This window comes from Ruegeria sp. CF1 (assembly GCF_056537445.1).
Map to the genome: position 1 here is coordinate 448,592 of NZ_JBQFRN010000002.1, position 20,838 is coordinate 469,429.

At 57.3% G+C, this 20,838-nt stretch carries 18 protein-coding genes; 9 read left to right on the plus strand and 9 right to left on the minus strand.

Translation table 11 applies throughout. From position 1 onward, the window contains the following. Nucleotides 1-16 precede the first annotated feature (16 nt). On the minus strand, nucleotides 17-1,906 hold the full coding sequence (gene prpE / locus ACRZ96_RS07330) for a propionate-CoA ligase PrpE (protein ID WP_480706678.1): 1,890 nt from the start codon (nucleotides 1,904-1,906) through the stop codon (nucleotides 17-19). 286 nt (nucleotides 1,907-2,192) lie between these two features. Next, entirely contained in the window at nucleotides 2,193-4,466 is a 2,274-nt protein-coding gene (locus ACRZ96_RS07335; RefSeq protein ID WP_480706676.1) for an NADP-dependent malic enzyme, read from the minus strand. 196 nt (nucleotides 4,467-4,662) lie between these two features. Between ACRZ96_RS07335 and ACRZ96_RS07340 the strand changes: the two genes are divergently transcribed. The 7 genes from ACRZ96_RS07340 to upp all read left to right on the plus strand — a co-directional run bounded on the left by ACRZ96_RS07340 (nucleotide 4,663) and on the right by upp (nucleotide 11,062). Next, nucleotides 4,663-5,367: a hypothetical protein gene (locus ACRZ96_RS07340; protein ID WP_480706674.1), complete on the plus strand. Its 705-nt coding sequence runs from the start codon at nucleotides 4,663-4,665 to the stop codon at nucleotides 5,365-5,367. Then, nucleotides 5,330-6,433 (plus strand): cupin domain-containing protein, encoded by a 1,104-nt coding sequence (locus ACRZ96_RS07345; protein WP_480586584.1) that lies wholly within the window; start codon nucleotides 5,330-5,332, stop codon nucleotides 6,431-6,433. The genes ACRZ96_RS07340 and ACRZ96_RS07345 overlap by 38 nt, the downstream gene beginning before the upstream one ends. A 104-nt stretch (nucleotides 6,434-6,537) precedes the next feature. Further along, nucleotides 6,538-6,930 carry a cytidine deaminase gene (locus ACRZ96_RS07350; protein WP_170391936.1) on the plus strand — a complete coding sequence of 131 codons (393 nt, stop codon included), beginning with the start codon at nucleotides 6,538-6,540 and terminating at the stop codon, nucleotides 6,928-6,930. A 4-nt stretch (nucleotides 6,931-6,934) separates the two neighbouring features. Further along, on the plus strand, nucleotides 6,935-8,242 hold the full coding sequence (locus ACRZ96_RS07355) for a thymidine phosphorylase (protein WP_170392910.1): 1,308 nt from the start codon (nucleotides 6,935-6,937) through the stop codon (nucleotides 8,240-8,242). After that, nucleotides 8,239-9,450 carry a phosphopentomutase gene (locus ACRZ96_RS07360; RefSeq protein WP_480706670.1) on the plus strand — a complete coding sequence of 404 codons (1,212 nt, stop codon included), beginning with the start codon at nucleotides 8,239-8,241 and terminating at the stop codon, nucleotides 9,448-9,450. The genes ACRZ96_RS07355 and ACRZ96_RS07360 overlap by 4 nt, the downstream gene beginning before the upstream one ends. Further along, a complete protein-coding gene (locus ACRZ96_RS07365) occupies nucleotides 9,447-10,433 on the plus strand; it encodes an adenosine deaminase (RefSeq protein ID WP_170401310.1) in 987 nt (328 codons plus the stop codon). Before ACRZ96_RS07360 ends, ACRZ96_RS07365 begins: the two co-directional genes overlap by 4 nt. Next, nucleotides 10,430-11,062 carry a uracil phosphoribosyltransferase gene (upp, locus tag ACRZ96_RS07370; RefSeq protein ID WP_170391930.1) on the plus strand — a complete coding sequence of 211 codons (633 nt, stop codon included), beginning with the start codon at nucleotides 10,430-10,432 and terminating at the stop codon, nucleotides 11,060-11,062. Before ACRZ96_RS07365 ends, upp begins: the two co-directional genes overlap by 4 nt. 3 nt (nucleotides 11,063-11,065) lie before the next feature. Here the strand turns inward: upp and ACRZ96_RS07375 are convergent, their stop codons facing one another. After that, nucleotides 11,066-12,079, minus strand: coding sequence for a hypothetical protein (locus tag ACRZ96_RS07375; RefSeq protein WP_170401308.1), 1,014 nt, complete (start codon nucleotides 12,077-12,079; stop codon nucleotides 11,066-11,068). A gap of 147 nt (nucleotides 12,080-12,226) precedes the next feature. Here ACRZ96_RS07375 and ACRZ96_RS07380 point away from each other — a divergent pair, with 147 nt between their 5' ends. Together ACRZ96_RS07380 and ACRZ96_RS07385 are read left to right on the plus strand one after the other, a co-directional pair. Continuing rightward, entirely contained in the window at nucleotides 12,227-13,165 is a 939-nt protein-coding gene (locus ACRZ96_RS07380; protein WP_480814361.1) for a DMT family transporter, read from the plus strand. 209 nt (nucleotides 13,166-13,374) lie between these two features. Continuing rightward, nucleotides 13,375-14,151: a Hint domain-containing protein gene (locus ACRZ96_RS07385; protein ID WP_480814362.1), complete on the plus strand. Its 777-nt coding sequence runs from the start codon at nucleotides 13,375-13,377 to the stop codon at nucleotides 14,149-14,151. Nucleotides 14,152-14,204: 53 nt separating this feature from the next. On the opposite strand, the gene ACRZ96_RS07390 is transcribed toward ACRZ96_RS07385, so the two are convergent. From ACRZ96_RS07390 to ACRZ96_RS07415, 6 genes are read right to left on the minus strand one after another with little or no spacing between them, the layout of a single operon-like run. Further along, nucleotides 14,205-16,406: a 3-hydroxyacyl-CoA dehydrogenase NAD-binding domain-containing protein gene (locus ACRZ96_RS07390; protein ID WP_480706665.1), complete on the minus strand. Its 2,202-nt coding sequence runs from the start codon at nucleotides 16,404-16,406 to the stop codon at nucleotides 14,205-14,207. Continuing rightward, nucleotides 16,399-16,887, minus strand: a complete 489-nt coding sequence (locus tag ACRZ96_RS07395) for a cupin domain-containing protein (RefSeq protein ID WP_170420894.1) — start codon at nucleotides 16,885-16,887, stop codon at nucleotides 16,399-16,401. The genes ACRZ96_RS07390 and ACRZ96_RS07395 overlap by 8 nt, the downstream gene beginning before the upstream one ends. Beyond that, nucleotides 16,887-18,098 carry an acetyl-CoA C-acetyltransferase gene (locus ACRZ96_RS07400; protein ID WP_170420896.1) on the minus strand — a complete coding sequence of 404 codons (1,212 nt, stop codon included), beginning with the start codon at nucleotides 18,096-18,098 and terminating at the stop codon, nucleotides 16,887-16,889. Before ACRZ96_RS07400 ends, ACRZ96_RS07395 begins: the two co-directional genes overlap by 1 nt. A gap of 12 nt (nucleotides 18,099-18,110) precedes the next feature. After that, nucleotides 18,111-18,749, minus strand: a complete 639-nt coding sequence (locus ACRZ96_RS07405; RefSeq protein ID WP_480706663.1) for a glutathione S-transferase family protein — start codon at nucleotides 18,747-18,749, stop codon at nucleotides 18,111-18,113. A gap of 31 nt (nucleotides 18,750-18,780) precedes the next feature. After that, nucleotides 18,781-18,993, minus strand: coding sequence for a hypothetical protein (locus ACRZ96_RS07410; protein ID WP_170391916.1), 213 nt, complete (start codon nucleotides 18,991-18,993; stop codon nucleotides 18,781-18,783). Nucleotides 18,994-19,046: 53 nt separating this feature from the next. Beyond that, nucleotides 19,047-20,828: an acyl-CoA dehydrogenase C-terminal domain-containing protein gene (locus ACRZ96_RS07415; protein ID WP_480706661.1), complete on the minus strand. Its 1,782-nt coding sequence runs from the start codon at nucleotides 20,826-20,828 to the stop codon at nucleotides 19,047-19,049. Nucleotides 20,829-20,838: the final 10 nt, after the last annotated feature.

A 20,838-nucleotide genomic window follows, 5' to 3' on the forward strand; every position in this document is an offset into this window, starting at 1 on the left:
TGATCGTACCGTGAAATTACTGCGCGTAGCCGATAGTTTGCAGGGCCACCGTGATCTCGTCCAGAATTGCTGGGTCATCGATTGTGGCAGGCATTTTATACGCCTTGCCATCCGCGATCGACACCATCGTACCACGTAGGATCTTGCCCGAGCGTGTCTTGGGCAGACGATCCACCACCACGGCTTTCTTGAACGCAGCGACTGGGCCGATTTTGTCACGAACCATCTGGACCACATCGGTTACCACCTCCGCGTGATTCCGGTCGGAACCGGCATTCAGGCACAGGAAACCGACAGGCATCTGACCCTTCAGTTGATCAGAAACCCCAATCACGGCGCATTCTGCCACATCGGGGTGGGCGGCCAACACCTCTTCCATCCCGCCCGTCGAAAGTCGGTGCCCGGCGACGTTGATCACGTCATCGGTACGGGCCATGATATAGAGATACCCATCTTCGTCGATCATGCCCGCATCACCGGTTTCGTAATAGCCGGGAAAATGCTCAAGATAGGATTTTCTGAAGCGCGCCTCGGCATTCCACAGGTTTGGCAATGTGCCTGGCGGAAGCGGGAGCTTGACTGCGATCGCGCCCAACTCGCCCGGTTTCATAGGATGGCCGCCCTCGTCCAGAATCTGAACGTCATAGCCCGGCATAGGTTTGGCAGGTGATCCCAGCTTGACCGGAAGCTCTTCGATTCCGAGCGGGTTGCCAGCGATGGTCCAGCCAGTTTCGGTTTGCCACCAATGATCGATGACCGGAACTTTCAGCGCATCTTGCGCCCAGATGATCGTATCTGGATCAGCCCTCTCTCCTGCAAGATACAGAGCCTTAAGGCAGGATAGATCGTAATTCGCCATCAATTCTGCGCTTGGGTCTTCGCGTTTTACGGCACGAATGGCGGTTGGGGCAGTGAAGAAGCTTTTGACCTTGTGTTCGGATATCACGCGCCAGAAAGTTCCGGCGTCAGGTGTTCCGACGGGCTTGCCCTCAAAAACAATCGTCGTGTTGCCGTGGATCAGCGGGGCATAACAGATATAGGAATGGCCAACGACCCAGCCGACATCCGAAGCCGCCCAGAACACATCTCCCGGATCGACATTGTAGATGTTTTTCATCGTCCAGTTCAGCGCGACCAGATGGCCGGCAGTCGGGCGCACGACGCCTTTGGGCGCACCAGTGGTGCCGGATGTATAGAGGATATAGGCTGGATCATTGCCGCTGACTGGTACACATTCTGCGGGCTCCGTACCGTATTGGAAACCGTGCCAGTTGACGTCGCGCCCCTCGATTAGTTGTGCGACTTCCTGCTCGCGCTGGAATATTACGCAAAATTCGGGTTTGTGGGCGGCCAGATCGATCGCGCCATCCAGCAGAGGTTTGTAGTGCACAACGCGTCCCGGCTCCATCCCGCATGAGGCAGCGATGATCGCCTTGGGTTTCGCATCGTCGATACGTACGGCCAGTTCGTTGCTGGCAAAGCCGCCGAATACCACTGAATGCACTGCTCCAAGCCGGGCGCAAGCCAGCATTGCCTCCAGCGCTTCGGGGATCATAGGCATGTAGATGATGACGCGGTCACCTTTCTCGATACCTTTTGCACGGAGCGCGCCAGCAAGATTAGCAACCCGATTGCGCAACTCGACGTATGAGATTTCGCGTTTGGTATGAGTAATGGGGCTGTCATAGATGATCGCGGTTTGCTCACCACGACCATTTTCCACATGGCGATCAACTGCGTTCCAGCACGTATTTACCTTGGCATCACTGAACCATTCGTAAAGAGGCGCATTGTCGTCAAACAGAGCTTTGCTGGGCGCTTGAACCCAATCGATCCCCTTGGCGGCATCCATCCAGAATGCTTCGGGGTCGTTCTTCCAGCTCTCGTAGACGTCCTGATATGCCATGATGGCCTCCTCCCAAATTCCTTGAGCTATGTGTTAGGCATCGTGGATGTTTCGAGCAAGCGATGCGCATAACGGCGCGTCAGTTTATCGCAAAATCTTTGCAGAACCTTGCAGTTTGGCTTGCAAATTTTTGCAAATCTTCTGATCTGAGCAGACTTCTGAGTGTCATATGTAAGGATTTGCAAATCTGCAAATTTATTACTGCAAATGTGCTGGCGCTAACAGAATCAAACCGGGCACCTAATCTGGTGCCCGGTCATGTTTCGTAATGATATAGGCGCTGGGCTTATCCGTAGTGCGCGACTGGCGTACCTGCGATGGCCGCCATGTTCAGCAGTCCTCTGGCCGTAATCGAAGGCGTTACGATATGCGCCTTGTTTCCCATTCCCATGAGGATTGGACCTACCTCAAGCCCGTCCGCTTTCATCTTCAGGATATTGCGCACACCGCTTGCCGCATCCGCATGGGCGAAGATCAGGACATTTGCAGAGCCTTCCAAACGCGAGTTCGGGAAGATACGTGCACGCAATTCAGGATCCAAAGCCAGATCAAGGTTCATCTCGCCTTCATAGCTGAAGTCGCGTGGCTCGGAATCGAGAATCTCAAGCGCAGCCCGCAGCCGCTTGCCTGATCCCTCGGCCTGATTGCCGAATTGCGATTGCGAACAAAATGCGATCTTGGGTTCCAACCCGAACCGCCGCACGTGACGAGCAGCTCCAATGGTGGATTCGGCAAGTTCTTCTGGTGTCGGCAATTGTCTTACATGCGTGTCTGCAATGAACAGAGGGCCATCTTCCAGAATCATCAGCGAAAGCGCGCCATGCGGGCGCAAATCGCCATCATCCAAAACCTGTTCGACATAGTTAAGATGCCAGCGATACTCACCAAAAGTGCCACAGATCATGCTGTCCGCCTCACCGCGATGCACCATGATTGCTGCAATGGCGGTGTTGTTGGTGCGCATGATGGCCTTGGCCAGATCCGGAGTGACCCCCCGACGCTGCATTATTTGATGGTACGAATTCCAATAATCGTAGTAACGGGGATCGTCCTGAGGGTTCACGATTTGAAAATCCTGCCCCGGTCGTACTGTCAGGCCTAGCCTTTCGCACCGTGCGCTGATCACGTCCGGTCGCCCGATCAGGATCGGGGTTTCCGTGGTTTCTTCCAATATCGCTTGCGCAGCCCTTAAAACACGCTCGTCCTCGCCTTCTGCGAAGACAATTCTACGCGATGCGACGGCTGCGGCTTCGAACACTGGCCGCATCAACAGTGCAGATTTGAACACGGTCTGGTTCAGGCGTTCTTTATAGGCTTCGAGGTCATCAATGGGTCGTTTTGCGACCCCGCTCTTCATAGCCGCCTGTGCAACCGATGACGAAACGACCCCCACTAGGCGCGGGTCAAAGGGTTTTGGGATCAGGTAATCTGGACCAAAAGTCAGCTGCTCACCCTTATAGGCCGCCGCGGCTTCAGCGCTCGTCGTCGCGCGGGCCATGTCGGCGATGCCGTCGACGCAGGCGATCTGCATCTCGTCGTTGATTTCAGTCGCGCCCACGTCCAGGGCACCTCGGAAGATAAACGGGAAGCACAACACGTTGTTCACTTGGTTCGGAAAGTCGCTGCGACCGGTCGCAATGATCGCGTCAGGGGCAACTTCGCGCGCCGCCTGTGGCAGGATTTCCGGAGTTGGGTTGGCCAGCGCAAAGATGATCGGGGTCTTGGCCATCTTCTCGACCATCTCAGGCTTGAGCACATTTGGTCCGCTCAAACCCAGAAACAGATCGGCACCTCCGATCACATCATCCAGAGTGCGCAGATCGGTTTTCTGTGCAAACTGGTCTTTGTGCGGGTTCATATCCTCGGCGCGGCCTTCATAGACCAGCCCGTGAATGTCGCACAGCCAGATATTCTCGCGTTTAACGCCGAGCTTCACCAACATGCTGAGGCAGGCGATCCCGGCAGCACCGCCGCCGGTCGAAACTACTTTGATATCCTCGAAGCTCTTTCCTGCCACATACAGGGCGTTTTTAGCTGCGGCACCAACAACGATTGCCGTGCCGTGCTGATCGTCATGAAACACCGGGATGTTCATCCGTTCCCGGCACAGTTTTTCGACAATAAAACAATCCGGTGCCTTGATATCTTCAAGGTTGATCGCGCCAAATGTGGGCTCCAGAGCACAGACGATATCTGCCAGCTTTTCTGGGTCAGGCTGATCCACCTCGATATCAAAGCAATCGATGCCTGCGAACTTTTTGAACAGGACGGCCTTGCCTTCCATTACCGGTTTCGAGGCCAATGCGCCGATATTCCCAAGGCCCAGAACTGCGGTGCCGTTTGACACAACCGCAACAAGATTGCCGCGGGCGGTGTATTTCTCAGCATTGGCGGCGTTGTCCTTTATCTCAAGACTGGCTTCGGCGACGCCTGGCGAATATGCCCGCGCAAGGTCACGACCATTTGCCATTGGTTTGGTTGTCTTGATCTCAAGCTTTCCGGGCTTTGGATGCGCATGATAGTCAAGCGCGGCCTGCCTCAGGTTCGGTGTGTCAGACATCGGTAATACAACTCCGTTCCAATATTCGTTTGATGGTTAAACTATTTCTCAGCGCTTGGCTATGTCGCCTCGGACCGCAGTCAGAGACAGGCCTCACGGATACGTTAACGAAACGTTGGTTGAGAGTTGCTGCATCGTTTTTATGTACAGCCAATTCCGGGGAACCTGACGGACACCAGAAGCGGCGGACCTTATCATGCGTCATGAAGACAAAGCTTGTGCTAATGCGCAATTTGCCAACCCTTCAATCAGGATTGGTGTCAATCGGAATGTCTTCTTTGTTGTGCTTGTTTCGGCGGTTTCATTTCTTTTTGTGGTTATGATTTGGCCCGAAGCGGCTGCGGCTTTCATCCAGGAAGGCGGGTTGATTGAGACGATATCGGCCACTGCGTTACTGGTTTCCGGGCTGGTCGCGTTGGCGCGTTACCGAGGCGTCTCGCGGCTTTACATCGCGGTGGTCTGCCTGCTGTTGGCCGAGCGCGAATTGGAGGCGGAGGTGTACACAGAAGGCAGCGCGCCTTTCGTGGTGCTAAACTGGGTTGATTTATTGCTTGATGTGACTGCAGTAAGGATCGTTTTGGCTGCGATCGTCATTGGTGGTTTGCTCTGGCATGGGATACCGAACGGAATTAAGGCACTGAAGATCCGCGCGCCTTTTTTGATGATTTTTTTCCTGGCTGGAAGTGTTGCGGTGCTGGCTCAGCTTCTTGAGGAAATCAGCGGATTGTTCGAAGAATACCTTTCGGTTGCGATGGCTGCACGTTTGTTCGTGATGGAAGAAACGCTGGAGATGTACTTTTCGATTGGCATTTTGGCTGCTGTTCTGATCGGATGGCCAAAACCAAAATCCGAAGAGAAACAGAATGACCAGCAATACCGGCGACTCCCTCACGCGCGCTGAAATCCGACTGCCGACGCAGGAACTGCGCAACGATATCCCGTTTTATACCAAGGTACTGGGGATGCGGATGGATATGATCTATCCGGCAGATGACCCTCGGGTTGCCGTGTTCTCTGGTCACGGTCTGCGCTTGCGGATCGAGAAAGATGCAGCTGAAGCGGCGGGAACGTTGCGCATTCTGACATCCGATCCAGATGGTTTTGCAGAAGGTCAACGAAGTCTTGTAGCCCCAAACGGCACCCGGATCGAGATTGACGAGTTGAACCCGCCGCTGGTCATGCCGGATACGGTCCACTCTTTTGTTGTCCGTAGGCTCAAGGATCAGGCGCCGTGGATCATTGGACGGGCAGGGATGCATTATCGCGATCTCGTGCCGGACCGGCTGGGCGGATCGATTATCGCCAGCCATATACGTATCCCAGATGGCGGTCCTGTGCCCGATATGGTGCATTTCCACAAAGTCGGATTTCAGCTGATCTTCTGCATCCACGGCTGGGTCGATGTGGTCTACGAAGATCAGGGCGACAAGATGCGCCTGACGGCAGGCGATTGCTTTATTCAGCCGCCTGAAATCCGCCACCGCGTGCTGGAAGCGTCAGACAACGTTCAGGTGATCGAGATTGGTGTCCCAGCCGAGCATGTCACGGAGATTGATCATGAGATGGAACTGCCCACCCCGCATTTCCGTCCGGATCGGGAATGGGATGGGCAGCGGTTCGTTTACAATCAAGCCAATGATGCCGACTGGGTGCCATTCCGCTTGCCCGGTTACATCTGCCGTGACACGACGATTGCCGAGAATACCAAAGGCGTGGCGGGCGTTCAGGTCGTGCGCCGGGGCGAGGGTAACCCTCAATGGGCGAGCCACGACACCGACATACACTTTACCTTCGTGATGACCGGCGAGGTGACTCTTGAGGGTGAAGGGCGCGAGCCCTATCGGTTGGAACAAGGCGATGCCTTCGTCATCCCGCCGGGAATGCGAACACGGCTGTCAGACCCCTCGCAGGATGTGGAACTGCTTGAGGTGACTTTACCGGGGACCTTCAATACGACGTTGGGTTAAGTCCAAGAAGAAGTGGATAATGGCGTCAAGGGGGCTTCAATTCCCCCGTCGCTTTCCAGTAGGGTATGATATTCTGACCAGATGATCAAAAATTGGGATTCGCCATGTCTTTGAAAGATGCAGCTTTGGCCGTTCGGGAAAATGCCCACGCGCCTTATTCGAATTTCAAGGTCGGAGCGGCGATCCGGTCCAGTTCAGGTGTGATCTATTTTGGCTGCAATGTCGAAAATATTGCTTACCCCGAAGGTACGTGCGCCGAGGCCGGGGCAATCGCGGCAATGGTCGCCGCTGGTGAAAAAGAACTGACCGAGGTCTACGTGGTCGCCAGCAGCCCGCAGCCGGTGCCCCCATGTGGTGGATGCCGTCAGAAACTGGCCGAATTCGGCAACGGGGATGTGGTCGTTACAATGGCAACGGTTGATGGTCTGGAAACCAAAACCACGATTGCCGATCTATTGCCCGGTGCGTTCGACGCGTCGCATATGGAGGATGTCTGACTTCATGGATGCGCGCTCGATCATCGCCAAACTTCGCCGTCAGGAGGTGCCAACTGGTGACGAACTAATGTGGTTCGCGCAAGGCCTGGCCGATGGTGGCGTCAGTGACGCGCAGGCCGGGGCCTTTGCGATGGCTGTCTGTATGGGCGGTCTGGGGGCCAATGGGCGGGCTGATCTGACTGTTGCCATGCGCGACAGCGGCGAGGTGCTGACGTGGGATTTGGACGGGCCGGTGGTCGATAAGCATTCGACCGGTGGGGTCGGCGATTGCGTCAGCCTGCTGCTTGCCCCGGCTTTGGCGGAATGCGGGGCGTATGTGCCGATGATCTCGGGGCGTGGTCTGGGCCATACCGGGGGCACTCTGGACAAGCTCGAGGCCATACCGGGAGTGACCACTCAGATCGGTCAGGCGCGACTGACGCAGGTGCTGAAAGACACAGGGGCAGCCATCGTGGGGGCAACGGGCCAGATCGCCCCTGCGGACAAGCGGCTGTATGCGGTGCGCGATGTGACGGCGACGGTGGAGAGCCTTGACCTGATTACGGCATCAATACTGTCCAAGAAGCTGGCGGCGAGCCCGGATGCGTTGGTTCTGGACGTTAAGGTGGGCAGCGGCGCGTTCATGAAGACGCTGGATGAGGCACGCAATTTGGCACAGGCCTTGACCGAAACGGCTAATGCCGCTGGTTGCCGTACATCCGCAGTGATCACCGACATGAGTCAGCCCCTCGCTTCCGCACTTGGCAATGCGCTGGAAGTGGCCGAGGTGATGAAAGCTTTGACCAGCGGGCAGGGATCGCCTTTGGCCGAAATCTCGGCCGAGTTGGGGGGCGTTCTCATGGCGGATGCCGGTATGTGCGCTACGGCAGAGGAAGGAAACGCCAGTATAGCCCAAGTGATCCGCGATGGTCGTGCAGCCGAACGGTTCGGACGCATGATGGCTGCCGTGGGTGGACCGGTGCATTTCGTTGACACATGGGATCGGTTTTTGCCGGAGGCCAATGTGATCCGGGAAGTTCACGCTCCGCATGGCGGATATGTCTCGTCCATTGATGGCGAGGCGCTGGGCCTCGCAGTCGTGGCCCTAGGCGGTGGGCGCCAGATCGAGAGCGATGAGATTGATCCGGCGGTTGGCCTGTCGGGCCTTCTGAGGGTCGGAGATAAGGTGACCAAAGGCGCTCCGTTGGCGGTTGTTCATGCGGGGCGAGAAGATGCAGCGCAACGGGCTGCCGCGGTGGTGCTAGATGCCATCACGCTGAGTGACGAACCGGTAGCACAGCCGCCTCAAATCCATGAAAGGATCAGCGCATGAGCCGCGCTTTCCTTGTGGTAATGGACTCGGTTGGTATCGGCGGCGCGCCGGATGCCGATCAGTTTTACAACGGCACCAAACCCGATACAGGCGCGAATACAGTGGCCCACATAGCACAAGCTTGTGCCGAGGGGCGTGCGGAAGAAGGGCGGAGCGGACCGTTGCAACTGCCCAACCTGGATGCCATGGGGCTGGGGGCGGCGACCCGTCTGGCCTCGGGCGCACCGACGCCGGGCCTTGAGGCCGCGCCGACGGGCTTGTGGGGTTGCGCACGTGAATATTCTCCGGGAAAGGATACGCCCTCAGGGCATTGGGAACTGGCGGGTCTACCTGTGCCCTGGGACTGGCGTTATTTCCCGGATCGCCAACCAGCGTTTCCCGAAACGCTAAGCAAGGCTGCCGCCGAGGTAGCGGGGACCGACGGAATATTAGGCGACTGCCATGCCTCGGGGACGACGATCATCTCAGAACTGGGGGCCGAGCATATACGTACCGGCTGGCCGATCTGCTACACGTCTGCCGATAGCGTATTCCAGATTGCCGCCCATGAAGACAGCTTTGGGCTCGACCGCCTGCTGGATATGTGCCGCACCCTTGCGCCGCGATTGCACGAGATGAAAGTGGGCCGCGTTATCGCCCGGCCGTTTGTCGGAACGCCCGAAAAGGGGTTCACCCGGACAACCAACCGCAAGGATTTTGCCATCGTTCCACCTGAACCCGTTCTTACGAATTGGGCACAGGATGCCGGTCGCCGTGTGCATGCGGTGGGCAAGATTGGCGATATATTTTCAATGCAGGGGATCGACACGCTGCGAAAGGGTTCGGACGCAGAGTTGATGCACCACCTTTCGGACCTCGTTGATGAGGCGGAAGAGGGCAGTCTGACATTTGCAAACTTTGTCGAGTTCGACAGTCTGTATGGCCATCGGCGCGATATCAGCGGCTATGCCCGTGCGCTGGAATGGTTCGATCGTGAAATTGGCGCGATCCTACAAAAACTGCGCCCCGGTGATCTGATGCTATTGACCGCAGACCACGGCAACGACCCCAGTTGGAGCGGCACTGACCACACCCGTGAACAAGTGCCCGTGCTGATCGCAGGGCAGGGCATGGGCGAGATCGGTCCCGTGAACTTTGCCGATATCGCCGCCAGTATCGCGCACCACCTGAACATACCGGTGCAAGGGCCGGGAAGGACTTTTATATGACAGTCGCTGACCTGCCTAAGATCGAATTACATTTGCACCATGAAGGCGCCGCTCCGCCTAGCTTCATACGCCAACTGGCCCATGAGAAACGAGTGGACCTGAGCGGGATATTCAAACCCGACGGCTCTTATGATTTCCGCGACTTTGCCCATTTCCTTAGCGTTTATGAGGCTGCGTGCGAGGTGCTGAAAACACCTGAAGATTTCCGCCGCCTGACGCTGGCCATTCTGGAAGAGAGCGCCGCGAATGGTGTGGTGTATTCCGAAACATTCCTTAGCCCGGATTTCTGCGGCGGTGGCGATTTGCATGCATGGAAGGATTACCTGACTGCGATTCAGGACGCCGCAGACGAGGCCGAGCGCAAATTCGGGATCACCCTGCGTGGTGTCATCACTTGCGTGCGCCATTTTGGACCCGAGCAAGCCAAGGCCAGCGCCCATTGTGCGGCTGAAACCGCAGGTGACTGGATTACCGGATTTGGTATGGGCGGCAACGAATCCGTCGGAACGCAGGGCGATTTCAAATGGGCCTTTGACTGCGCGCGCGAGGCTGGGTTGCGATTGACGACCCATGCCGGTGAATTTGGCGGTCCAGAGAGTGTTCGGGATGCCGTCCGTGATTTGGGGGTCGAGCGCATAGGCCATGGCGTCCGCGCCATCGAAGACCCGGATCTTGTGTACGAGTTAGTTGACCGGGGCATAACGCTTGAGGTCTGCCCGGGTTCAAACGTGGTACTGGGCCTGTTTCCTGATTTTGCCGCACATCCCATCGCGAAATTGCGTGATGCAGGCGTCAACGTCACGGTATCCACTGACGATCCGCCGTTTTTTCATACCACGATGCGGCGCGAGTATGAGATGCTGAATGCAGCGTTCGGCTGGCAAGCCGAAGATTTTGCTGCCCTGAATGAAACAGCCCTGAACGCGGCCTTTTGCGATGAAGAGACCCGCGCGCGGGTCAAGAAAAGACTGGAGACATCATGAGCGATCACCTGACCGTCGTCGACCACCCACTGGTGCAGCACAAATTGACGCTCATGCGGGACAAAGGCACCTCAACCGCTGTGTTCCGGCAGTTGCTGCGCGAAATCACGCTTTTGCTGGCTTATGAGGTCACCCGCGAGATGCCGCTGACCACCCGCCATATCGAAACCCCGATGGAAGAAATGGACGCTCCCATTCTGGCGGGCAAGAAATTGGCGCTGGTATCGATCCTGCGGGCCGGAAATGGGATGCTGGACGGCGTGCTGGAGCTTATTCCCTCTGCCCGAGTGGGGTTCGTGGGGCTTTATCGGGATGAAGAGACGCTGAAGCCGGTCCAATACTATTTCAAAGCTCCCGAGGGTTTGACGGACCGTTTGGTCATTGCTGTTGATCCGATGCTGGCAACCGGCAACAGCTCGGCTGCGGCCATTGATTTGCTGAAAGAGCAGGGGGCGAAAGATATCCGCTTTCTATGCCTGCTGGCTGCCCCCGAGGGCGTCGCGCGCATGAAAGAGGCGCACCCAGATGTCAAAATCGTCACGGCCGCGCTGGATCGTGAGCTGAACTCAAAGGGTTACATTATGCCTGGACTAGGTGACGCTGGCGACCGGATGTTCGGGACCAAATAGGTGCTATTGCCCGCAAATATTCTGTAGCCGGACCCAATCGCGGTCGGGCAGTACCTGTTCCAAAGTACGACCCGCCATCGGATCGGCTTCTATCAATCCAAGCACGGACTCGCCTGTGATATCAAGCGCATAGGCGTATGGGGTCGAGGGCAGTGCGGTCTGTGCAAAAACCGCGAGCAGCACGTCATCGCTTAGCTGCGGCTGTGGACCGGATAGAACCTGCTCAGTGTAGGTGTCCACGATCTCGGGCGTCAATTCGCCGGTGGTCAGCAACCGAAATGCGGCACTCGGGCCTGTACGGTCCAACAGATCGTCCAGCGGTTCCTGCTGAGTTGCCCGCGCGCGCGCGGCTATGATGTATCCGGCGGCAACGGCTGGGTCTTCGTGATCTTCGACCAGTGCCCGGTTTAGCAGTACGGTTCCACCCGGCAGGCTCAGGCTGTCAGGCAGACCTGCTGGAAGGATCACGATTTGGCGGACACCGGTGCGGCGCGCCAGCTGATCCAGCGACGCTTGCGCATCAGGCGAAGAGCAAGCCTTGCCTGACACCCTTTCGATCCGCTGCAGGATTGCATCGCCGATTTCTTGTTGCTTGACCTCTGGCACTACCGAAACAACATGGCGCTGCAGTGCTCTGGGTAGCCAAAACAAAAGCACTGCCAAGACCGCCAGAACAACCCCTGCAACGCTGAGCCAACGCAGCCGTCCGGGATGTGGTCTGGCACGGTCGATGGCGCGCTGCAGCCGGTCAATTGCTTCGATCATTGTGGTTTCAGATTCTGCAAGCTCCAGTGTTTCGCCGGGATCGCCGTCGGGATTGAATATTGCAGGGTAGGTTCCGGGGTTTTGTCGCTCTAGCGCCGCCAGCGACCAATGGGTCAGCGCGCTGTCATTGAAGTCAGAAATCGTCAGAGTGGCTTCACCAATCGATACGACTACTTCGCGCCGTTGCTCATCGGGCGAGGGACGCCACAGACCGGTGGCTTCGATCCGCTGGTACTGTTTGAGTGCGGTCATCGGGTAATGCTGCTCGAATATTATTTTGCGCCAAGCTTAGCATGGCGAAAACCAGCGGCGCAAACCTGTTGCGCAGTGTTTGTGAAATGTGCTGAGTGTGCCGGGTAAGTTTCGGCCAGAACGGGCTGATTAAGGGCAGAGGCGCGGATGCAGTCACAACAACAAACCCATTCAATCATGGCGTCGTTGCTGATGGTTGCGGCCATGTCCATTATCGGCGTGATCGACAATTTCGTGATCCGCGTGGCCGAGAGCGTGGGGCTTTGGCAGTTTCACCTAAGTCGCGCCTTACTGATGCTGCCGCTGATCGCGGTGTTGTCGATATTGGGTTTGGGCACCTTGAGACCCCGGCGGATTGGTGTCGTCGCGGTGCGCAGCGTGTTGATCACGCTGGCAATGCTTTTCTATTTCAGCGCGCTGGCATTGATGCCCATCGCTCAGGCGCTTGCCGGGTTATTCACATCGCCGATATTCGTGCTGTTGATTTCGGCCCTTTTGTTGAAGCAGCGCATAGGTCCCTGGCGGATCGTGGCTGTTTTATTGGGGTTTTCGGGAATTCTGTGCGTATTGCAGCCGGACCCGACATCATTTGACGTAAAGACGCTACTGCCAGTCGCTGGTGGCTTCTTTTACGCACTCAGCGCTGTTGTAACGCGCACCTACTGTTCCGACGAAAGCACTGTTGCGCTGCTGGCGGCGATGGTTGTCACACTGGGGCTTGCGGGGGCGATCGGACTGATCTGGCTTGCCCTGTTTCCGGTTGGCGTGCCAGTCGGGCCGGATGGCTTCGCGATGCGCGGTTGGGTTTGGCCGATGCAAGACGCGTTGCCTTGGGTAGTGGTTCAGGCCGTGGGCTCAACAATTGCCGTTTTTATGCTGATCAAAGCCTATCAACTGGGTGAGCCATCATATGTCGCAGTCTTTGAATACTCGGTCATGATATTTGGCCCGCTCTTTGCCTGGGTGGCGTTTGGGCAGTCCGTCGGGCAGATGCAAATTATCGGTATTGGCATGATCGCCTCTGCCGGAGTGCTGCTTGGGTGGCGGGAGCGGCGGATATCCTCGCTACAGCAGGCGGCGCAGTAAGAACGGAATAGAATCGGCTTGTATCCGTCATAGTATCGTTTCGATTTGCAGATCAAAGCCCGTTCGGAATACTGATTTGTTTATTCAAAACCAGTAAATTGCGGCGAAACTGACCTAATTTGGCCTCAAATGTGGCAAAACTAAGTCCAATTGAGGCACAACTCTAAGACCTTCTGAGTTGTTTGAAGGTGCCAACAGGGGGACGGCACGTGTTAGAGTTAGTGAGTGTTTCGGGGTATTCGAAACGTGAAGTTAAAGGCCGACAGGCCTTTGTGGGACAGGCCGCATCAGCGCGTCGTGGGGGATTGCTGCACGGAACCAAAGTGTCCACAACAGGGGGCTGGAAACGGGTCGAAAGACTGGTTGCAGGTGATCTGGTGCGGACACGGGACCATGGGTTCAGAGAACTGAGGCGCGTTTGCGTCGACCGCATTGTTGTGGCTGGAGACGAGCGTCGGCCCGAGCATCTGCCGATCCTTGTGCCATCCCGAGCAGCTTATAATGGGCGCCCAGTCTGGCTGATGCCGGAACAGGGTATGGCATTGGATCAAGGCAAGCTTGGTGTTGGAATCGAGGGGGTCTCGATCATTCCAGCTCGAATGCTCAGCGGGGTGGGGCGTCTTGAATCCAGCACGCCTGCGCAGTCATTCGATGTCACGTCATTATTCTTTGACGAGGATGAGCTGGTTTTTATCGAGGGCGGATTTCAGGCTTATTGCCCGTCCGGTCGCATGAATACCGGGTCAAGTCGAAACCCTGAGGCCTATGAAGTCGCGGATGCTGAACACGCCGATCTTCTGATCGAGGCCGTGACCGGCAAAGGGAACCTTTCGGCTTTGACCAACCCGTTGGCCGCGTTACCTGCACCCATTCCGCAAGAACCGATTTTCCCGATTCGGCCTGCGTTGGGCGTACGTCGACCCGGGCGACCGGGGCGGCCCAATATGCCTGCGCTGTTCTTGCGGCCTGAATGGCAGCTGCAATAGTACGTGTATAAGAATAAAGCAGGCGCATGGGCTCATGCGCCTGCTGTCTTTGTTCAGGCGGCCTGTGCTTCGGGGTTGAAGCGGCCATAGAAGCTCTGACCTTTTTCCGCCATCTCGCGCAGCAGCGGCGGGCAGGTAAAGCGCTCACCATAGGCTTCGGTAAGTTGATCGCAGCGTTCGGCGGCGTAGGGCGTACCAATGATGTCCAACCAGCTGAGCGGGCCACCGGACCACGGCGCAAAGCCCCAGCCAAGTATCGCACCCACGTCGCCCTCGCGGATATCTTCCAGAACACCTTCTTCCAGCGCACGGACGGCTTCCAGAACCTGCGCGAACATCAGACGTTCCTGCACTTCGATCAGGTCGGGCTGGTTTGCGGCATGTGGGTATTTGTCCTGCAGGCCCTTCCAATACTCGACGCGTTTGCCCTTGTCGTCATAGTCGAAGAATCCTGCATTGGCCTTGCGACCCAGACGACCTTGTTCTTCCATCCAAAAGATCAGATCATCGCCCGGATTTTCCGGGTAAGCGTTGCCCATAGCTGCCTTAGTAGCGCGGGCGATCTTGGCCCCCAGGTCAATCGAGGTTTCGTCGTTCAGCTGAATGGGTCCTACGGGGAAGCCCAACTGACGCGCCGCATTGTCGATCAGAACAGGGCTGACGCCTTCGGTGATCATCCGCAGACCTTCGTTGATGTACGGAATAATGCAGCGGTTGGCGTAGAAGAAGCGCGCGTCATTGACCACGATCGGTGTCTTGCGGATTTGGCGCACATAGTCCAGCGCCTTGGCGACAGCACGATCGCCGGTTTCCTTGCCTTTGATGATTTCGACCAGGAACATCTTCTCGACCGGTGAGAAGAAGTGGATGCCAATGAATTGCTCGGGCCGTATGCTGGCCCTGGCCAGATCTGTGATCGGTAGGGTCGAGGTGTTCGACGCAAAGATGCAATCCTCGGGGATGATCGCCTCGACTTTCTTGGTCATTTCAGCCTTGACGCCGGGGTCTTCGAACACGGCTTCGATGATCAGGTCGCAGCCTTTCAGGTGCTCCAGATCGGGCGTGGCGGTGATACGGGCCAACAGGGCTTCTTTCTTCTCAGCCGTCGCTTTGCCGCGCTTGATCCCTTTATCCATGTAGCTTTCGCTATAGGCTTTGCCCTTGTCGGCAGCCGCCTGATCGCGGTCGATCAGAACGACCTCCATCCCGGCCTGTGCCGAGACTAGCGCGATACCAGCCCCCATCATGCCGGCACCCAGAACGCCGATCTTCTTGACCCGCTGATCGGGTACATCCTTGGGTCGCACTGCGCCTTTCTCCAGCGCCTCCTTGTTCAGAAACAGCGACCGGATCATCGCTGACGAAGACGGGTTCATGAGCACGTTGGTGAACCAGCGCGCCTCAATCTTCAAGGCGGTGTCAAAGTCAACCAATGCGCCTTCATAGATCGAACTCAGCAGAGCCTTGGCCGCCGGGAAGGCACCTTGGGTCTTGCCGTTCACCATGGCGCTTGCGCCCACGAAGGTCATGAAACCGGCGGGGTGGTAGGGTGCGCCGCCGGGCATCTTGTAGCCCTTGGCATCCCACGGCTTTACCAGATCGGCATCCTTGGCGTTCAGTACCCATTCCTTGGCTGCCGCAACCGGATCATCCGCCACCGCGTCGATCAATTGCGCGCCTTTGGCCTTCTTTGGGTCCATCATCTTGCCTTCAAGCAAGACGGGTGCCGCCGCCATTGCGCCGACCATACGGCTGTAGCGCATGGTGCCGCCTCCACCGGGGAAGATACCCAGCAGAATCTCAGGCAGGCCGATCTTGGATTTCGGATTGCTGGTCATCACACGGTGATGACAGGCCAATGCGATCTCGGTCCCGATCCCTGCGCAGGTGCCGTTGATGGCACAGGCGACCGGCTTGCCGCCTTTTTTGGACTTGGGGTCCATGCCTGCCAGTTCCAGCCGACGCAGGATGTTATGGCCACTCATGACGAAATCGAACAGTGCCTGCGCGGGTTCGTCGCCGGCCTCCTGTCGGATCGTGGCGAGCGTGCTCAAGTCCATGCCGCCTGCAAACGACCCTTCTTTGCCACTGGTGATAACGATGCCCTTGATCTCATCATCCGCCAGCGCCTGATCGATCAGATCACCGACCAGAGTGAAGGCCTCGCGCGACAGGACGTTCATGGATTTGCCGGGAACGTCCCAGGTGATGAAGGCGACGCCATCGGCGTCTTTGCTGAGAGTGAAATCAGTCATTGTCATCTCCAATCTGGTCAGCCGTCAGCGGGCTGCCATCCTTGCGAGTGAAAGAGAATCCGTTCTCATCATCTTTCACCATCATGTCTATATCGCTGTAATAGCCGGTCTCGGTCGGGGTCCGGGTGCCCACCACCAGAAAGGTTGCGGGCGTGTCGGTTTTGTTCACAAGGTGATGGCCATTGGCCTCACCTGCAGGCCAAGCGGCGCAGTCACCAGGCAGCATCTCATGCTCGCCATCATCATCGATCAGCATGCATTTGCCGCTGAGCATGATGGCAAACTCGTCCTGCTCCATGTGGTAATGGCGCAGCGAGGATAGCCCTGAGGGTTCCAAACGTACGATGTTGACCCCGTATTGGGTCAGCCCGCCTGCATCTCCGACGCGCTGGACAAAACGACCCGCGGTGGCCTCGGCTAACTTGCCGGGATAAGATGAACCGCCTTTGAACGGTATCTGAGAAAGATCCAGTTTGGGCATCAGACGCGCTCGATAATTGTTGCCGCGCCCATACCGGATGCGATGCAGAGTGTGGCCAGACCGGTTTCCTTGTCCTGACGCTCAAGCTCATCCAGCAGCGTACCGATAATCATCGCGCCGGTTGCACCCAGCGGGTGACCCATCGCGATCGAGCCGCCGTTCACGTTCACCAGCGCCGGATCGACGTCGAACGCCTGCTGGAAGCGCAGCACGACCGAGGCGAAGGCTTCGTTCACTTCGAAAAGGTCAAGATCGCCGATTTTCATTCCGTTGTCGGCCAGAATTTTCTCAGTCACCGGAACCGGACCGGTCAGCATTATGGTCGGATCGGTGCCGATCTTGGCAGTTGCTTTGATGCGCGCGCGCGGCTTCAGGCCGTATTTCTCGCCGAACTCCTTATTACCGATCAGCACAGCGGCCGCACCGTCCACGATGCCCGAGCTGTTGCCCGCGTGGTGTATGTGGTTGATCCGCTCAAGATGCGGGTATTTGATCATCGCCACCTTGTCGAAGCCCGGCATCTGCTCACCCATCATTGCGAAAGACGGGTTCAGCGCGCCAAGCGACTGCATGTCTGTGCCGGGACGCATGTACTCGTCGCGGTCCAGAATGGTCAGACCGTTCTGATCTTTGATGGTGATCACCGACTTTTCAAACCGGTTGTCTTCCCAAGCCGCTGCTGCGCGTTTTTGGGATTCAACGGCCAGAGCATCGGCATCATCGCGGCTGAACCCATATTCGGTTGCGATGATGTCGGCCGAGATACCTTGCGGCACAAAATAGGTTTCCATCGCCAACGACGGGTCAACGGCAATCGCCGCACCATCGCTGCCCATGGCCACCCGGCCCATCATCTCGACACCGCCTGCGATATAGGCTTCACCCGCGCCGCCTTTGACCTGGTTTGCCGCCAAGTTCACAGCTTCCATGCCCGAGGCGCAGAAACGGTTGATCGCCAGACCGGGGATCGATTCATCTAGATCCGAAGCCAGAACTGCCGAGCGCGCCAGACAGCCACCTTGCTCCATCACCTGCGTGACGTTGCCCCAGATCACATCCTCGACGGCGTGACCTTCCAGATTATTGCGCTCTTTCATTGCGTTCAGGGTCAGGGCGGACAGGCGCACCGAGGTTACCTCGTGCAGGCTGCCATCCTTGCGGCCCTTGCCGCGCGGCGTGCGCAGGGCATCATAGATATAAGCTTCGGTCATGGGGTCTTCTCCTTAAGCTCGATCCGACGGGTTGCCGGGCATCAGGTCGTAGGGGTGTTTCCAACCGGGCTGTTCGCTAAGGCGCGTCAGCCAGGCATCGATGTTGGGCCAGTCGGCGCGATCAAAGCCAAATGGTTCGGGATAGTATAGGTAGCCGCAGCAGCTGATATCAGCATTGGTCACGCCGTCACCAACGATCCAGTCGCGGCCTTCAAGATGGGCGTTCAGTGTCTGATAAGCAGCCTTGAGGCGACCCTGATTGAACGCGATCACATCCGGGTTGCGGTGCTTTTCGGGCAGGAAGTTAATCAGGAAACGGGTCAGCCCAGCCATTGAGCTAAGCTTGTGATTGTCCCACAGAACCCATCTGAAAATCTCGTAGTTCTCATCCCGATCCTTGCCGCCGAATTTGCCGGACTTCTCGGTGACATAGGCCTGAATTGCCCCAGACTGACTGGTGCGAAAATCGCCATCGACCAGTACGGGTGCTTCGCCCATTTCGTTCACTTCGGCCCGGAATTCAGTGGTGCGCGTTGCGCCGTTGAAAAAGTCGACAAAGACTGCTTCCCACTCCAGACCTGACATCTCAAGCGCCAGAGCGGCTTTGTAGCTGTTGCCGCTTTCACCGAAGCAATGCAGTTTGATGGTCATTTGAGCGCCCCTCCCAAGGCGTATTGCGCGTTCAGCGCTTTCTTGCGTCCAGCTCGGAGTTAAAGATGCGCAATCTGTGCGTCAGGTTCTCGTGATCAATCACGCTATTGAAATTCTCGAACAGGAACGACAAAGCCTCACCTTCATCCAATCCCGCCTCTCGCGCGAAACCGCGGAGTTTGCGATAGCCATCCTCGGTCATGGCGACGGGAAAGCGGCGGGTCAGGCGAAAGCGTTTTGGCATCTTGTCTCCTCCAAGGGTGGGTTCGGGCTACGACGCCCGAGCCCACACTGAGATCAGAAGTTCGCTGCGTCCAGCGCCATTACCGTGTCCGCTCCGGTTTGGATGCGCGCCAAATGCATGGCTGTCGCGGGCAAGCGACGGGCCATGTAGAAGCGACCGGTATTGATCTTGGTCTCGTAGAACTCTTTGTCCGAGGCGCCACCATCCAGCGCTTCGCGAGCGGCTTTCGCCATCTGAGCCCACATCAGGCCCAGGCAAACATGACCAAACATGTGCATGAAGTCATACGAACCGGACAGCGCGTTGTTAGGGTTCTTCATGCCTTCCTGCATGAAATACATGCCAGCGGCCTGCAGGTCCTTGGACGCGGCCTTCAGCGGTTCGATGAACGCTTTGTCATAAGCTTCATCCTTGCCGGCATTTTCCTTGCAGAAGGTTTTAACCATCTCAAAGAACGCCATGACATGCTTGCCGCCATCCTGCGCCAGCTTCCGGCCAACAAGATCCAACGCCTGAACGCCGTTTGCCCCTTCGTAGATCATCGCGATGCGGGCGTCGCGGGTGTATTGCGACATGCCCCATTCTTCGATGTAGCCATGGCCGCCATAGACCTGCTGCGCCTGAACGGTCATGTCGTAACCTTCATCCGTCAGGAAGCCCTTGATGACCGGTGTCAGCAGCGAGATCAGCCCGTCCGCATCCTTGTCACCCGAGCGGTGCGCCTTGTCGATCATGGTCGCGCCCCACAGGATGAACGCACGTGCGCCCTCGGTGAAGCTTTTCTGATCCATCAGGTTGCGGCGGATGTCCGGGTGCACGATCAGCGGATCGGCCGGGCCATCCGGGTTCTTCACACCTGTTACGTCGCGGCCCTGCAGGCGGTCTTTGGCGTATTCGACGGCGTTTTGATACGCTGCCTCGGCCTGGGACAGGCCTTGCATGCCCACACCCAGACGCGCTTCGTTCATCATCGTGAACATGGCGCGCATGCCTTTGTGCTCGTCGCCCAGCAGCCAGCCGGTGGCCTCGTCATAGTTCATGACGCAGGTCGAATTGCCGTGGATGCCCATCTTTTCCTCGATCTTGCCGACCGAAACACCATTCCGCTCGCCCGGAGTACCGTCTTCGTTCACGATAAACTTCGGGACAATAAACAGCGACACACCTTTGATGCCCTCGGGTCCGCCTGGAATTTTGGCCAGCACCAGGTGAATGATGTTGTCGGCCATGTCGTGATCGCCCGCAGAGATAAAGATTTTCTGACCGGAAATCTTGTAGCTGCCATCGTCCTGCGGCTCGGCTTTGGTACGCATAAGCCCCAGATCGGTGCCGCAATGCGGTTCGGTCAGGTTCATGGTGCCGGTCCATTCGCAGCTGACCATATTGGGCAGGTACGTGTTCTTCTGCTCGTCGGTTCCGTGCGCCAGAATGGCTGAGGCTGCGCCGTGGGTCAGGCCCTGATACATCACAAACGCTTGGTTCGCGCCCGAGAACATTTCGCCTACCGCAGTACCAATCACATAAGGCATGTTCTGGCCGCCATACTCTTCCGGCATGTCGAGGCCAGTCCAGCCGCCTTCTTTCATCTGCTCGAAGGCATCTTTGAAACCTGTTGGGGTGTACACAATCCCGTTTTCCAACCGGCACCCTTCGATGTCCCCAACCACGTTCAGCGGGTGCAACACATTGGTGGCAACTTTGCCCGCTTCTTCCAGAACCGCGCCGGTAAACTCGGCCTCCAGTTCATCATAGCCGGGGATATCCGACTGCGAGACTTTCAGAACATCGTGCAGGATGAACTGCGTATCTTTGGTTGGCGCGTTATAGACGGGCATGTGAAGCTCC